The sequence below is a fragment of the Mycobacterium sp. NPDC051804 genome, from assembly GCF_044452905.1.
Taxonomy (GTDB): domain Bacteria; phylum Actinomycetota; class Actinomycetes; order Mycobacteriales; family Mycobacteriaceae; genus Mycobacterium.
Genome location: NZ_JBITCD010000004.1, coordinates 758,650 through 772,543, shown reverse-complemented (window position 1 = coordinate 772,543; position 13,894 = coordinate 758,650). Strand labels below are relative to the sequence as shown.

Genomic DNA, 13,894 nt, shown 5'->3' with positions numbered 1-13,894 from the left:
TCTCCACTAGAACGTGATCCCGCCGGTCTGGAAGAACCACAGGGCTGAGGTCAACCAGACGTAGACGAGCACGAAGAACAGCAACCCGCCCGCGACCGGGATCACCCAGCCGCGGAGGCCTTTGCGGGTCAGCAACATCATCTTCGTGACAAAGATGCCGTAGAACAAGCATCCGAACAGCGAATGGAACAGCACCCGGCTGTCGGTCTCCTGGAACCCCAGCGCGTACAGGCAGTGCACCGCGACGGGAACACTGGCCAGCACCGCGAGCCGCCCCGACCACACGTGCGCGAGCCCCATCCACGCGGGCGCCCTGCCGCCGGGAATCAACCGGTACATCGCAAACGCTGACACGAGCTGGAACAGCGCGAGGGCCGCCGCGAGGGTCCCCAGCCACGCCTTTACCGCCGTACCGCTTGAGAATCCGGCGATGTTCACCGAAAAGAACTGTGGCTCATGGACTTTGCCGAACACACCGAGCCCGACGGCGACGAGCGACCCGATCAGGACGGCGGTCAGCACCGCGGCGTCGCCGCGTGACGTCGTGATGCGCTGCGTGGCAGGTGACTCAGACATCGTCGGTGCCCCCGACCCGTGCCGCGGTGACCGTACGCCCGTCGATGACTGTGTTCGCATAGCCGATGCCAATCGCCAAACCCGGTGCGGGCGAGGTCGATCCGTCGGACAACCGCAGCACGCCGGTCGCCTTGCCTGAGCTGTCGACGATCCAGCTACTGCGGACCCCGTCCTGCTCGTACACATACAGCCCGGCCGGTGACTGCGCGGGTTCCGCGGTGAAGTCCCACTTCTTCGCACCTATCCACAGGGTGCCGACGACGGCGGTGCCATCCAGCCGCCCCTCGACTCGGCCCGTCTTGTCCTTGCTCGAAAGACTGACGGCGCCGTCGACCGCGGGACCGCGCATCCACGACTCGATGGAGTTTCCGTCGCAGGCATAGGCGACGGCCTTGTCACCCTCGACCGCGATGTCCAGTGTGATGACACCCTTGGCGGTCGGGATCTTGCCGACGTAGTCCACCTTGGCGGGGAACGACGGTGCCCGCGGTGCGGGCGCGGCGGTGACGGTCGTGGTCACCGGCGCCGCGACCGGCGTACCGGGCACCACCGACGCCTGCTCCTGGGAAATGTTGACGAACAATATGCCCGCACCCAGCACCGCGACCGCGCTGAGGGTGACCAGTGGACCGCGAACCTTCATCGTCTCTCCTTGGCTGTCTGCCAACGCATCTAGCGTCGTTTTGTCAGCACAACGGGAGTCCGCGGGACTTGGTTCAGTGCGATGCCAAAAAAATTTGAAGCGATGCTCAGCCAGGCAGTACGGGTTGCGCGCCGGGAACCATCAACGGCCTTACCTCGGACCACACCGGGTCGTTGTCGGCGGCCGAACCCGTCAGTTGCAGCACGCCGCGCTCGTCGGCGACGTAGACCGTCGACGGGTTGGCCGCCACGGTGGTGACCGGCATAAGCAGGTTGCGGCTGGGCCCGTCGGAGTTGACGCCGTCGAGGTTGACGTAGGAAACCGGATGCTGCGGATCCGTGCGGCTGACGACGATGTCGTCGCCCGTGCGCCACGACAGTGAGACGACGGTGTTGCGCAGCCCGAAGCCCAGCCGCCGCGGATACGTCAGCGCATATCCCCCACCGGGGGTCTGCTCCACCCCGGCCAAGATGACCTGACCGTCGATGACCATCGCGGCGCGGGTTCCGTCGCGCGACAGTTGCAGTTCCCGGATCGCACCGGGAAACCGTGATGACACCGGCGTGGAGTCGACGGGTATGCGCGCGGGTTGCCCGGACGCGTCTTGGATGACGCGGACCACGTTGTTGCCGTCGACCACCACCCAGACAGCGTCGTCGAGGGCCCAACTGGGCCGCGACAAGTTGCGTCCATCCAGCGCTTGCGACGCGTTGCCGCCCAACGGACCGACCCACAACGACGACGCCATGTCGGGCGCGCCCGAGCGCAACGTCACGATCGACGCCATGTTCTGTCCGGTTCGCGATATCGCCGCCGCGGTCTGGTTGGGCGTCGCGCCGAACGCCCCGGGGACGCGTGGCGCGCGGGGGCCGTCCAGAAACACCAGCGAACCGCCCACCAAGCCATGCAGGCCCGCCGCGGCTCCCGGGAACGCGCCGGGGTCGGTGGCCGCCACGTCGGAGGTCTCCCAACCGTCGGCGAAGCGATCGTCGAGCGCGGCACCATCGGCGGTGATCACGTACGGGCCGTTGATCCCGGCGCGCGACAGGGTCCAAATGATCTGGGCCGCAAGCAGTTGGCGACTGTGCGGATCGGTGGTCGACAGGTTGTCCAGATCGATCCGCGCACCGCCGTAGCCACGACCGACGCCAGTCTTGCCACCGTCGGCGCGAGTCACCGGTCCGCGTAGCTTCAGCGGAGGCTCCAGCAGATTGCGCACACTCTTGGCCAGTTCCGGACGTGGTCCGGCGATCAGCTTGCTGACCAGTTCGGTCGCCAACTGGTCGGGGTCGGACACCGCTACGTAGCGAGGGTCGGGGACGACGGTGGCGCCGGTCGGGTCGGCGAAGTACAACGTGTTGCGCTTGTACGTGGCTTGAAACTGTTGCCAGTCAAGGAAAACGCCGTTTGGCAGCTTGTCGATGCGCCAGCCGCCGGACGTCTTGACCAGTTCAATCGGTCCAGGATCGGGCAACGCGCCCTCACCGGTCTCGAACACACCCAGGTCCGACAACGAGCCAAGGATGTCGGCACGCATGTGTACCGTGACGCGATCAGACCCGCGGGTTTCGGTGAAGACGACGTTGTCGATCAGCAGCGCGCTGCCCGCGTCATCCCATGCGCTGGAACCGGATTCGGTGAGGAATTGCCGCGCCGCCAAATGACGATTCGCCGGATCGGCGGTCGCCTTGAGGAATTCCCGCAACAGCACGTCGGGATCCATGCCGGGCGTCGGCTTGGGCAGGCTCGGTGGCGCGGGCCGCTCGACGGTGCCGATCGCCTGCGGTGACGATGAACTGGGTACTCCTGCGCAGCCGGTGACGACGAACCCGAGCACCGCCAGGGCGACCAATAGGCGCTTCACACGGTTTCCGATTCCCGAGCCGAGCGTCGCGGGGGGTGTTCAGGCTCAACGGGTTTCAGTGGGAGCGGGCTCGTCGTGACCTTGTGACCACGCACCAGCGGCAAGGTCAGCCGGAAGCAGGCGCCCTTACCGGGTTCGCCCCAGGCTTCCAACCTCCCCTGATGCAGCCGGGCGTCCTCGATGCTGATGGCCAGGCCGAGGCCGGTGCCGCCGGAGCGGCGCACCCGCGACGGGTCTGAGCGCCAGAACCTACTGAACACCAGCTTCTCCTCGCCGGGCCGCAGCCCGACGCCGTGGTCGCGCACCGTGACGGCCACAGTGTCTTCGTCAACGCCCATTCGGATGCGCACCGGCTTGTGCTCGGCGTGATCGATGGCGTTGGCGATCAAGTTGCGCAGGATGCGCTCGACGCGGCGCGGGTCGACTTCGGCGATGACGTCCTCAGAGGGCATGTCGACGATCAGCTCGATGTCCGCGTCGGCGGCCAGGTGCCCGACGTTGTTGAGCGCACTCTGCACCGTCGCGCGCAGATCGACCGCCTCAACGGACAGTTCGGCGACGCCGGCATCGTGGCGCGAGATTTCCAGGAGATCGTTGAGCAGCGTCTCGAAACGGTCGAGTTCGCTGACCATCAACTCGGTGGAACGACGCAGTGCCGGGTCGAGGTCATCGCTGTGGTCGTGGATCAGGTCGGCTGCCATGCGGACCGTGGTCAGCGGGGTGCGCAGCTCGTGGCTTACATCGGAGGTGAACCGCCGCTGCAGATTGCCAAATTCCTCGAGCGAGGTGATCTGCCGGTGCAGGCTTTCGGCCATGTCATTGAACGACACCGCCAGTCGGGCCATATCGTCCTCGCCACGCACCGGCATGCGCTCGGTGAGATGCCCTTCGGCGAACCGCTCGGCGATCCGCGAGGCCGACCGCACGGGCAGCACGATCTGGCGGGCGACGACGAGCGCAATCACCGCGAGTAAGCCCAGCAGGACGACGCCGCCGGTGGCCATCGTGCCACGCACCAGCGCGATGGTGGACTCTTCATTGCTCAGCGGAAAGATCAGGTAAAGCTCGAGATTCGCGACCGGCGACGACGTCGGACTGCCGATGATCAACGCCGGGCCGGAGAAACCTTCGGTGTTGACGGTCGCGTACTGGTAGCTGACCTGGCCAGCCTTGACGAAGTCGCGCAAGGCGTTGGGGACTTGCTGCACCGGACCCGCGGCGGTGGCGGCGCGCGGTCCGTCGCCGGGTACGACCAACACCGCGTCGAATGCGCCTGCCAGGCCTGGACCGGCGTCGGCGGTGCGGTCGATCAGCGTGTTGCGGGCTAGCTGCAGGCTGCTGTCGAGCGAGCGGGTTTCCTCGCCGCCGACGATGCCACTCACGGTGCTACGGGCGCGGTCGATCTCCTCGGTGGCGGCACGCACCTTCACTTCGAGGATGCGGTCGGTGATCTGGCTGGTCAGCACGAACCCAAGCGCCAGGATGACGGCCAGCGACAGTCCGAGCGTCAACGTGACGACGCGCAGCTGCAGCGAGCGTCGCCAGGCGAGACCCATCGCTCGACCCAGCGCGCCCAATCCGCGTACAAGTGGTGCCGAACGCCGATGGATGCGCCTTCGCGAGCTCCAGATCACGGCGACCGCCGAGCGGTCAAGGTCACGGCGACCGCTGAGCGGTCAAATATCACGGAGGTCCGGCCTTATACCCCACTCCTCGAACCGTCAGCACCACCTGCGGGTTCTCCGGGTCCTTCTCGACCTTGGCCCGCAAACGCTGGACATGCACGTTCACCAGACGCGTGTCCGCCGGGTGTCGGTATCCCCACACCTGTTCGAGCAGCACATCACGAGTAAACACCTGCCGCGGTTTACGCGCCAACGCCACCAATAGGTCGAATTCCAGCGGGGTCAGGGAGATCTGTTCGCCCAGTCGGGTGACCTTGTGAGCAGGCACGTCGATGTCCACGTCGGCAATCGACAGCATCTCAGCGGGCTCGTCCTCGTTACGCCGCAGACGCGCGCGCACGCGGGCGACGAGCTCCTTCGGCTTGAACGGCTTCATCACGTAGTCGTCGGCGCCGGACTCCAGGCCGAGGACCACGTCGACGGTGTCGGTCTTGGCCGTAAGCATGACGATCGGGACACCGGAGTCCGCACGCAGCACGCGGCACACGTCGATGCCGTTCATGCCGGGCAGCATCAGGTCGAGCAGCACCAGGTCGGGCCGCAATTCGCGGACCGCGGTCAGTGCTTGGGTGCCGTCACCGATGACCGCGGTGTCGAAGCCCTCCCCGCGCAGCACGATGGTGAGCATCTCGGCGAGCGAAGGGTCGTCATCGACAACCAGGATCCTTTGCCTCATGTTGTCCATGGTGTCACCAAACCGCGATAAAACGCCGGTAGCACAAGGGGCGAGTCGGCTATTGAGCCAGCTCTGCGGCTAGCTTCGCGGCGTCGACTTCCGGCGGAACGATCTTCCACTGCCCGCACCAGTTCGCGGCGGCCAGCGCGGCGTAGACCTCGCCGGTGCGGCGCTGCAGGCCGTCGTCACGTTCGTAGGCATCCTTGGCGCGGTCAGCTTCCTCTCGGGCGCGGTGGTCGGCACGCGCGGCGGCGAGCTCGACCGGCACCGCGAGCAGGATCTGAGTGTCGGGTCTGGGGAGTTCGAGGCGACCGTACTCGAGGTCGCGCACCCATTCGACGACCTCGCCGTCCACGCCCTGGTGGAGCCGGGCCGCGCTGTACGCCGCGTTGGAGGCGACGTAGCGGTCGAGGATCACGACGTCGTAGGTCTCGGTGAGATCAGCGATCTCGGTTTTTGCCCCGGCACGGTCGAGGGCGAAGAGAACGGCCATCGCGTGGACCGACTCGGCGAGGTCGCCGTGATTGCCGTGCAGGGCCTCGGCGGCGAGGTCGGCGGTTATCGATTGGTGGTAGCGCGGGAAGGCCAGGGTGGTGACGGTCTTCTGTGCGCCCTCGAATGCGGTGCGCAGACCGTTGGTCAGTGTGCGCTTGCCCGCGCCGTCGACACCTTCGATCACGATGAGCACGCAGCGAGCGTAACGGCGGTCGATGACTTTCGTCGCCGCCGACGGTCTACTTCGAAGGACCCATCGGCACTCCAGGAGAATGACGCGATGACAACGCATACGGTCGGGACGCGCGAACAGTGGCGGGCCGCCTACGAGCAACAGTTGGCCAATGAGAAGGAGCTGACCCGTCGCGCCACCGAGCTTGCGCGGGCCCGGCTGCAGTTGCCGTGGGTGCCGGTCGACAAGGAGTACGTGTTCGACTCGACGGCCGGCCAGCGCACGCTCGCCGAGTTGTTCGACGGCCGGTCACAGTTGATCGTGCGGCACTTCATGCTCGGCCCGAAGACGCCGGCGGGCTGCCCGGGCTGCACGTTCGAAACGGACAACTTGGTCGGCGCGGTGCCGCATCTGGCGCACCGGGATGTGACGTTCCTGCTGGCGTCGCGTTCGCCGCTGCCGGTCCTCACTGCGTACAAGGAGCGGATGGGCTGGGACGTGGAGTGGGTATCGTCGGGCGGCAGCGACTTCGACGCCGACTTCTTCGAGCACATGTATGTTCCGACGCCGCGCCGTGATCCGGGTCCGGGTGGCGGCAGCATGCTCGACGTGATGGAGCTGATGGCGCTGAGTTGCTTCGCGCTAGAGAACGGCACTGTCTTCCATACGTACTCGACCTACGATCGCGGCACCGAGGCATTGAACGCGACCTGGCAGCTGCTGGACCGTGCGCCGAAGGGGCGCGGTGAGGACTTCTCCGACTGGCCGCGCAAGCGCGACGAGTACGACACGTAGCTGCGCTGCATTCGCCCGAGGCTGTCCCCGATCACGAACGCGCTAGAACTGGCCGCAGTTCGGCGTTGTCGGTAATCCGTTGAATCGGTCGGCAATCCACTGCATCGCCGGTTCACCGTCGACGAGCATCGGCAGAGCGTGGTTGACCATCGCCTTGTTCAGGAACGGCGGTTGTTCGTTGGTGCGCGCCTCGATATCGGCGCCCTGGCCGCACCAGTCGCGGCCCATCTGCATCGCCGGCGCCCACGGGACAAGCGGGTCGAATCGGTTCGAGTTGATAAGAACGGGCGCATTGGGTTTCATGCGGCCAAGCTTCTGCTCGTCGAACAGCGACTTGAACGGCTCCTGCTCGACTAGCGCGAAGATGTCCCGATTGAAGTAGGGCTGCAGGTGCCGGAACATGAACTTCGTCAGTGTCTCCGCGACGCATTGGTCCTGCACTTTGAAGAGCATGTCCGCGCCGCGCGGGGTGAGCGTCGCCCGGATCGCGGCCTCGTGCTCCGGGTAAGCGGCGATCACCCCATTCAGCGCATAACCCACTGCTCCTATCAGCATGCTGCCGTCGATGAACGGGAACAACGCCTTGAGGTCGGCGGGCGGCGCGCCGGCGTAGCTACCAACGATGTTGAGTTCTGGCGCGTACGAATCGGCCATCTCCGCGGCGGACGCCGCGGCTCCCCCGCCCTGCGAGTAGCCCCAGAAGGCCAGCGGGCCGTCGCGGGTGAGCGAGGTGCCAGGCAGATTCTTAGCCGCACGCGCCGCGTCGAGCATCGCGTGGCCCTGCGACACCCGATTCGCGTAGGTGTGCAAACCCGGCGTGCCGAGGCCCTCGTAATCGGTCATCACGATCGCGAACCCGCGCGCGACCATCGTCGCGACGAACAGTTCCTCGTAGTTGAACGCCAGGTCAAGCCACGGCGACCAGTGGATACCCTGATTGAACTGCCGCGACGGGGCGCACTGATCCCCTTGGCCTTGGGTGCCGGGCCCATAGACAATGAGCGGGCGTGGCCCTTTACCCGGCCAGGCGTTGTGCGGCTCGAAGTACGTCCCCGTCACCGCCATCGGGTTTCCGCGAGCATCCGTGCTGCGGTACATGATTCGTGTCCCGTTGGCCATGATCATGCCCAATTCGCCCGACGGCTCCAACACCAACCGCGACGGTTCAGTGCGGATCAGGTCGCCCGGCTGCCCCGGCGGCAACGGATCCGGTGGCGTGTAGAACGCCTGGTATTCGTCCTCGTTGAAGTATGGGTGATGGTCGTCGATTGTCGGGTCGTCGGCATGGGCGGCCGGCGCGAAGCACGCTGCGAGAGTGACGAGAACGGCGACTACCACGACCCCCCGGTGCACACAGGGACCGTAACAGAATCGGTATCACCGACGGCCAGGCCTCTGCCAGCCAATCAGTTTGGTTATGTCGCACATGTGCGCCCACTGTCGGTTTCCTGTGCAAGGCCTTGGGTGACGAAGCACCACCCTTCGGCGAACCCCAGACTGGCTACAGACTGCCGCTTTTCTGTAAAACCTGAGGAGTATCCGATGCTCAGCCTTCCCACCGCCCGCCGGCTGGCGATTCCGTTATTCGCCGGCGCGGCGTCGTGCGCCGCACTGCTCGGCGTATCCCCCCTCGCGCAAGCAGACAATGGGATGAATCCACCGACCTGCACCACCGCCGACCTCGAAGGTGTCCGGGCCGGCGTCGATGCGTCGACATCTGCGTACCTGTTCACCCACCCTGACCTGAACGGCTTCATGAGCACGCTCTCGGGCCTGTCACGTGAACAGGTCGCCGAGCACGTCACGACCTACATGGAGACTCACCCGCAGGAGAACGCGGAGATGAAGGGCATCCGTCAGCCGTTGGTGGACATCAAGAATCACTGCGGCTCAATCGTCAATCCCTAGCGCCGAAACGAAACTGCGGACAGAACGCGAATTCGGCTTGAATCGCGATCTGTCCGCAGTTTCGGCGAACTAGAAACTCAGTAGCGGTAGTGCTCGGGCTTGTATGGGCCTTCGACGTCGACGCCGATGTATTCCGCCTGCTCTTTGGTGAGTTTGGTCAGCGTGCCGCCCAGCGCCTCGACGTGGATACGCGCCACCTTCTCATCGAGGTGTTTGGCCAAGCGATACACCGCGTTGTCGTACTCGTCGTTTTTGGTCCACAACTCGATCTGGGCGATCACCTGGTTGGAGAAGCTGTTACTCATCACGAACGACGGATGACCGGTGGCGTTACCCAGGTTCAACAGACGCCCCTCCGACAGCACGATGATCGACTTGCCGTCATCGAAGGTCCACTCATCGACCTGCGGCTTGATGTTGATGCGGCGGGCACCGGACTTCTCGAGGGCGGCCATCTGGATCTCGTCGTCGAAGTGTCCGATGTTGCCCAGGATCGCCTGATGCTTCATCGCCTTCATGTGATCGAGAGTGATGATGTCCTTGTTGCCCGTCGAGGTGATGACGATGTCGGCCACCGGGATGCCCTGCTCGGCGGTCACCACGTCGAACCCGTCCATCAGCGCCTGCAACGCGTTGATCGGGTCGATCTCAGTGACCGCCACGCGCGCACCCTGGCCGGCCATCGACTCCGCACAACCCTTGCCGACGTCGCCGTAACCGCAAATCAGCACCTTCTTGCCGCCGATCAACACGTCGGTGCCGCGGTTGATGCCATCGATCAGCGAGTGCCGGGTGCCGTACTTGTTGTCGAACTTCGACTTGGTGACCGAGTCGTTGACGTTGATCGCCGGGAACGGAAGATCACCGGCCGCCTCGAACTGATACAGCCGCAGCACACCGGTGGTGGTCTCCTCGGTGACACCCTTGACCGCCTCAGCGATCGTGGTCCACTTGTCCTTCTCGGTCTCGAAGCGAGTCCGCACCAGGTTGAGGAAGACCTTCCACTCCGCGGAGTCGTCGTCCTCGGCGGGCGGGACCACACCGGCCTTCTCGTACTGCGCGCCACGCAGCACCAGCATGGTGGCATCACCACCGTCGTCGAGAATCATGTTCGCCGGCGCGCCCTCCCACGTGAGCATCTGCTCGGCGGCCCACCAGTACTCCTCGAGCGTCTCGCCCTTCCACGCGAACACGGGAGTGCCCTTGGGCTCCTCCGGAGTTCCGTTCGGGCCGACGACGACGGCCGCCGCAGCATGGTCCTGGGTGGAGAAGATGTTGCATGACGCCCACCGCACCTCAGCACCCAACGCCACCAAAGTCTCGATCAGCACAGCGGTCTGCACCGTCATGTGCAGCGAGCCCGAAATGCGCGCACCCTTGAGCGGCTGCACATCGTGATACTCCCGACGCAACGCCATCAAGCCGGGCATCTCATGCTCGGCCAACCGGATCTCCTTGCGGCCGAACTCGGCCTGCGACAGATCAGCCACCTTGTAATCGATGCCGTTGCGGACGTCGACCTTCAACTCAGTCATGGATTTCTAGAGCCCTTCATTCGTTCGTCTTTGCCTCTGGGGGCACAACTGTGCCCAGACAACCACTCAGCCTGCGGGCTCGCGGGACAGGCGCTCAGGCGCTCTGACAGCTAAGAGGTCTCCCTGACACCGTAGCGTTCGGCGAATGGCGTCATCAAACGGGCCAGGTCAGATGCGACGTCGTGCCCGCGAGCGGGCGATGTGCCGGAGTCGGCCTCCGGTGGCATCGACACATAGCTCATCGCTAGGCGAACGATCGCGCGCGCCAGCACCCCGGCGTCCTCGTGGCCGCAGTTGACCCAGCTGTCCACGAAGGTCGCCGTCAGGCGCTGCGAGCAGTGCGTGATGATCGGCCCGCTGTCGGTGGTGATCAGCTGGAGCAGATCGGGTTTGAAATCACCGGTCAACAGCGAGATCACCAGCGGATCCGCGGCCGACTCGGTGAAAAAATCCCGGAAGCCCTGCACGAAGGCTGCGTGGACATCGCCTTCGTTGCTGACGATCGCGTCGTCGATCTGGTCGACGAGCCGGTCCGCCAGGCGCAGTGCGTAAGCCTGGGCCAGACCATGTCGCGAGCCGAACTCGTTGTAGATGGTCTGGCGGCTGATGCCGGCGGCCTTGGCGACGTGCGACAGCGTGATCGCCGACCAGTCACGGGTGAGCAGTTCTTCGCGCATGCCATCCAGAATCGAATCGCGCAGCAACACCCTCGACGCCTCGGCGTACGGGATGCGCTGCGCGGTCCGAGGGCGGCTCATTCGAGCGACCCTATCTTTTCCCGTCGCTCCGCTCGCCCTGGTCACACTCGCCGTCACGAACGAGCTACCTCCACCATTTCGAAGTCGGCCTTGGCCGCTCCGCAGTCCGGGCAGCTCCAGTCGTCGGGGATGTCGTCCCAGCGCGTACCCGGGGCGATGCCGTCCTCCGGCCAGCCCTTCTCCTCGTCGTACTCGAAGCCACACTGCACGCAGACGAACAGTTTGTAGTCGTTCACTGGTTCACTCCTATCGTTTCGAAGTCGACCTTCTCGCGTACTGCGCAGTCCGGGCAGCACCAGTCGTCGGGGATGTCGTTCCATGCGGTGCCCGCGGGAAACCCTTCCCGCGGTGCACCTTTCGTCTCGTCGTAGACGTAGTCGCAACCGGGACAGCGGTAGGTGGCCATCAGACCGTCACCCCGTATTTGGCCAGCACCTTGTCGCGGACGCGCGGGTGGACGTTGACCTTCGTGATGTCGCCGTCGTAGTGGTCGAGCACGCGGTGATCCATCACCTTGCGCCACAGCGGCGGGAAGTACGTCAGGCCGATCATCGACGCGTACCCGCTCGGCAGGTTCGGCGCACCTTCCATGCTGCGCAGCGTCTGGTAGCGCCGCGTCGGGTTGGCGTGGTGATCGCTGTGCCGCTGCAGGTGATACAGGAACAGGTTCGTCACGATGTGGTCGGAGTTCCAGCTGTGCACCGGGGCGCACCGCTCATACCGACCGCTTTCGGTCTTCTGCCGCAGGAGCCCGTAGTGCTCGAGGTAGTTCACCGTCTCGAGAAGCGTGAACCCGAATACCGCCGAGATGAGGATGTAGGGAATCAGCGCGATGCCGAACACCGCGATAAGCACGCCGTAGAGCACGACCGACATCGCCCACGCGTTCAGCACATCGTTCGACCAGTGCCACTTGCTCTTGCCCGCACGCTCCAGCCGCTTGGCTTCGAGCTCCCACGAGGACTTCGCGCTCCCCCATACGCTGCGCGGCAGGAACTCCCAGAACGTCTCACCGAAGCGGGCCGACGCGGGATCCTCGGGCGTCGCAACGCGAACGTGGTGGCCCCGGTTGTGCTCGATGTAGAAGTGGCCGTAGAGCGTCTGGGCGAGCGTGACTTTGGCCAACCACCGTTCGAGTTCGTCCTTCTTGTGGCCCATTTCGTGTGCGGTGTTGATGCCCACCCCTCCGAGCATTCCCACCGACAGCGCGAGGCCGATCTTGGCCGGCCACGCCAGGCCGCCGTCGAAGCCGAGCCAGCTCAGGTTCGACGCGGTGAACAGGTAGGCGCCGAAGATCACGCTCGCGTACTGGAACGGAATGTAGATGTATGTGCAGTACCGGTAGTACTTGTCGTTCTCGAGCCGTTCCATCACCTCGTCGGGAGCGTTTTGCCCGTCGGGTCCGAACCGCAGGTCCAGTGCGGGCAACAGGATGTACAGCAGGATCGGGCCGATCCAGAACGGCACCTGCGCCACCGCATGCCAGCCCCACTGATTGAAGGCCCACACCAGCGGCATCATCACAAAAAGCGCCGTCGGTGCGATCAGCCCCATCAGCCACAGATAACGCTTCTTATCGCGCCACTGTTCGATCTCGAGCTCTGACATTTGCGTGGTCACTGGGTGCCTCCTCATGTGAGTGCCATCACGACTGAAGTTGACTATAGAGCCGGATTTGTCGTCTGTCTAGACATAGAGGCATCTTTTGTAAAGAGCGCTTTGCGAATCGGGTGCGCAGATCAACCGTCTGGGTGTGTCAGCGCGCCGAAATCGCAGCACGAATGACCGCCGCTACGCGGTCCGGGTACTCCGTGAGGTCCAGCCAGGTGAAGCGCAGCACCTGCCATCCGATCAGCACGATCGTGTTCTGGCGCTCGCGATCGATCTGGAACTCGTGGGCGCCGCTGTGGAAGGCCATCCCGTCGACTTCGAGGGCCACCCGCGAGCCAGGGAACCCCACGTCGACGCGGTAGCCCGCTACGCGGTAGTTCGCCGTCCATCCGGTGATGCGTTCGTCTTTCAGGATTTTGATCAGCAGTCGTTCGGCGGCGGACCGTGATCCGTCTGACGCCGCCTGCAGAAGGCGTCGCGAGCGTGGCGCACCGGTGCGGCCCTTGTTGCGAAGGTGCGCATGCCACAAGCTGTCGAGATCGACATGTTGCTGCAAGGCGTTATCCATCAGCTTCGGGCCACCTCCGCGTTGGGCGGCCGCTTCGACGACGGTCAGCGGCAGTGACGTCACCCGGAGGCCACGACGTTCGACAACGTCGCGTTCGTCGAGGCTGCGGCGCCGCACCCGGGTGTCTGTGTGTCGGCGGCCGTGACTGTCACGCGGCACGGTCACTTCGGCGATGTCGGGCGCAAATCGAGTCAGAGCGTGCCACCACGCCGCAGTCAGACCGCTGGCTGCGGCGCCCGATCCGTAGCCCCAAACCGCGGCCCGGATGCGCGCTGCGTCGGAGAATGGCCGGTCGTCGACGAAGTACACGCCACGGCTGCAGCGAATCCACGCGCCCGATTGCAGCCTGCGCTCAACTGCGCGCCAGCTCAATCCCGCTGCGCGCGCCTGTTCCAGGGTGATGACGCCGTCGTGGCGGCGCAAATAATCGTTGAGCACGATTGATCAGACGGATGGAAGGCCCCCGAGGTTCTCCATGTTGCGAGTCGGGGGGGGGGGGGGGGGGGGGGGGGGGGGGGGGGGGGCGGTGGCGGGGGGGGGGGGGGGGGGGCGGGGGGGGGGGGGGCGGGGGGGGGGGGGGGGCGGGTGGGGGCGGGCGGGGGCCGGGT

The 13,894-nt window shown here is 65.3% G+C and carries 15 protein-coding genes; 2 read left to right on the top strand and 13 right to left on the bottom strand.

All coding sequences use genetic code 11. From position 1 onward, the window contains the following. Positions 1 to 6: 6 nt before the first annotated feature. The 6 genes from ACIA48_RS19180 to ACIA48_RS19155 form a co-directional block, all read right to left on the bottom strand. Positions 7 to 576 carry a DUF6529 family protein gene (locus ACIA48_RS19180; protein WP_396734793.1) on the bottom strand — a complete coding sequence of 190 codons (570 nt, stop codon included), beginning with the start codon at positions 574 to 576 and terminating at the stop codon, positions 7 to 9. Next, entirely contained in the window at positions 569 to 1,219 is a 651-nt protein-coding gene (locus tag ACIA48_RS19175) for a hypothetical protein (protein ID WP_396734790.1), read from the bottom strand. Before ACIA48_RS19175 ends, ACIA48_RS19180 begins: the two co-directional genes overlap by 8 nt. A 106-nt stretch (positions 1,220 to 1,325) precedes the next feature. After that, entirely contained in the window at positions 1,326 to 3,083 is a 1,758-nt protein-coding gene (lpqB, locus tag ACIA48_RS19170) for an MtrAB system accessory lipoprotein LpqB (RefSeq protein WP_396734787.1), read from the bottom strand. Continuing rightward, positions 3,080 to 4,717, bottom strand: a complete 1,638-nt coding sequence (mtrB, locus tag ACIA48_RS19165) for an MtrAB system histidine kinase MtrB (RefSeq protein ID WP_396734784.1) — start codon at positions 4,715 to 4,717, stop codon at positions 3,080 to 3,082. Before mtrB ends, lpqB begins: the two co-directional genes overlap by 4 nt. A gap of 49 nt (positions 4,718 to 4,766) precedes the next feature. After that, positions 4,767 to 5,453, bottom strand: a complete 687-nt coding sequence (mtrA, locus tag ACIA48_RS19160) for a two-component system response regulator MtrA (protein WP_396734781.1) — start codon at positions 5,451 to 5,453, stop codon at positions 4,767 to 4,769. Positions 5,454 to 5,502: 49 nt separating this feature from the next. After that, positions 5,503 to 6,132, bottom strand: coding sequence for a dTMP kinase (locus tag ACIA48_RS19155; protein WP_396734778.1), 630 nt, complete (start codon positions 6,130 to 6,132; stop codon positions 5,503 to 5,505). An 87-nt stretch (positions 6,133 to 6,219) separates the two neighbouring features. On the opposite strand from ACIA48_RS19155, the gene ACIA48_RS19150 reads away from it, so the two are divergent. Then, positions 6,220 to 6,906: a DUF899 domain-containing protein gene (locus tag ACIA48_RS19150; RefSeq protein ID WP_396734775.1), complete on the top strand. Its 687-nt coding sequence runs from the start codon at positions 6,220 to 6,222 to the stop codon at positions 6,904 to 6,906. A 42-nt stretch (positions 6,907 to 6,948) separates the two neighbouring features. Here ACIA48_RS19150 and ACIA48_RS19145 read toward each other — a convergent pair whose 3' ends face one another. After that, a complete protein-coding gene (locus ACIA48_RS19145) occupies positions 6,949 to 8,259 on the bottom strand; it encodes a lipase family protein (protein ID WP_396734773.1) in 1,311 nt (436 codons plus the stop codon). A 189-nt stretch (positions 8,260 to 8,448) separates the two neighbouring features. Between ACIA48_RS19145 and ACIA48_RS19140 the strand changes: the two genes are divergently transcribed. Beyond that, positions 8,449 to 8,814: a heme-binding protein gene (locus tag ACIA48_RS19140; protein ID WP_396734770.1), complete on the top strand. Its 366-nt coding sequence runs from the start codon at positions 8,449 to 8,451 to the stop codon at positions 8,812 to 8,814. Positions 8,815 to 8,891: 77 nt separating this feature from the next. Here ACIA48_RS19140 and ahcY read toward each other — a convergent pair whose 3' ends face one another. The 6 genes from ahcY to ACIA48_RS19110 all read right to left on the bottom strand — a co-directional run bounded on the left by ahcY (position 8,892) and on the right by ACIA48_RS19110 (position 13,724). Then, complete coding sequence (gene ahcY, locus ACIA48_RS19135; protein WP_396734768.1) at positions 8,892 to 10,349, bottom strand: adenosylhomocysteinase; 1,458 nt, start codon at positions 10,347 to 10,349, stop codon at positions 8,892 to 8,894. A 110-nt stretch (positions 10,350 to 10,459) separates the two neighbouring features. Further along, the gene (locus ACIA48_RS19130; RefSeq protein WP_396734765.1) at positions 10,460 to 11,107 is read right to left on the bottom strand and encodes a TetR family transcriptional regulator; all 648 of its coding nucleotides are present in this window, start codon (positions 11,105 to 11,107) and stop codon (positions 10,460 to 10,462) included. Positions 11,108 to 11,160: 53 nt separating this feature from the next. Further along, on the bottom strand, positions 11,161 to 11,343 hold the full coding sequence (locus ACIA48_RS19125) for a rubredoxin (RefSeq protein ID WP_396734763.1): 183 nt from the start codon (positions 11,341 to 11,343) through the stop codon (positions 11,161 to 11,163). Next, positions 11,340 to 11,513, bottom strand: a complete 174-nt coding sequence (locus ACIA48_RS19120) for a rubredoxin (RefSeq protein ID WP_396734760.1) — start codon at positions 11,511 to 11,513, stop codon at positions 11,340 to 11,342. Before ACIA48_RS19120 ends, ACIA48_RS19125 begins: the two co-directional genes overlap by 4 nt. Next, positions 11,513 to 12,742 carry an alkane 1-monooxygenase gene (locus tag ACIA48_RS19115; RefSeq protein ID WP_396734758.1) on the bottom strand — a complete coding sequence of 410 codons (1,230 nt, stop codon included), beginning with the start codon at positions 12,740 to 12,742 and terminating at the stop codon, positions 11,513 to 11,515. The genes ACIA48_RS19120 and ACIA48_RS19115 overlap by 1 nt, the downstream gene beginning before the upstream one ends. Positions 12,743 to 12,863: 121 nt before the next feature. Continuing rightward, positions 12,864 to 13,724, bottom strand: a complete 861-nt coding sequence (locus ACIA48_RS19110; protein ID WP_396734755.1) for a type IV toxin-antitoxin system AbiEi family antitoxin domain-containing protein — start codon at positions 13,722 to 13,724, stop codon at positions 12,864 to 12,866. Between the last annotated feature and the right edge of the window lie 170 nt (positions 13,725 to 13,894).

What these genes read in the sequence shown, in the direction of transcription:
- ACIA48_RS19180 (WP_396734793.1), bottom strand. Translation starts at nt 576, where the DNA reads ATGTCTGAGTCACCTGCCACGCAGCGCATCACGACGTCACGCGGCGAC.
- ACIA48_RS19175 (WP_396734790.1), bottom strand. Translation starts at nt 1,219, where the DNA reads ATGAAGGTTCGCGGTCCACTGGTCACCCTCAGCGCGGTCGCGGTGCTG.
- mtrA (WP_396734781.1), bottom strand. Translation starts at nt 5,453, where the DNA reads ATGGACAACATGAGGCAAAGGATCCTGGTTGTCGATGACGACCCTTCG.
- ACIA48_RS19150 (WP_396734775.1), top strand. Translation starts at nt 6,220, where the DNA reads ATGACAACGCATACGGTCGGGACGCGCGAACAGTGGCGGGCCGCCTAC.
- ACIA48_RS19140 (WP_396734770.1), top strand. Translation starts at nt 8,449, where the DNA reads ATGCTCAGCCTTCCCACCGCCCGCCGGCTGGCGATTCCGTTATTCGCC.
- ahcY (WP_396734768.1), bottom strand. Translation starts at nt 10,349, where the DNA reads ATGACTGAGTTGAAGGTCGACGTCCGCAACGGCATCGATTACAAGGTG.
- ACIA48_RS19130 (WP_396734765.1), bottom strand. Translation starts at nt 11,107, where the DNA reads ATGAGCCGCCCTCGGACCGCGCAGCGCATCCCGTACGCCGAGGCGTCG.
- ACIA48_RS19120 (WP_396734760.1), bottom strand. Translation starts at nt 11,513, where the DNA reads ATGGCCACCTACCGCTGTCCCGGTTGCGACTACGTCTACGACGAGACG.
- ACIA48_RS19115 (WP_396734758.1), bottom strand. Translation starts at nt 12,742, where the DNA reads ATGAGGAGGCACCCAGTGACCACGCAAATGTCAGAGCTCGAGATCGAA.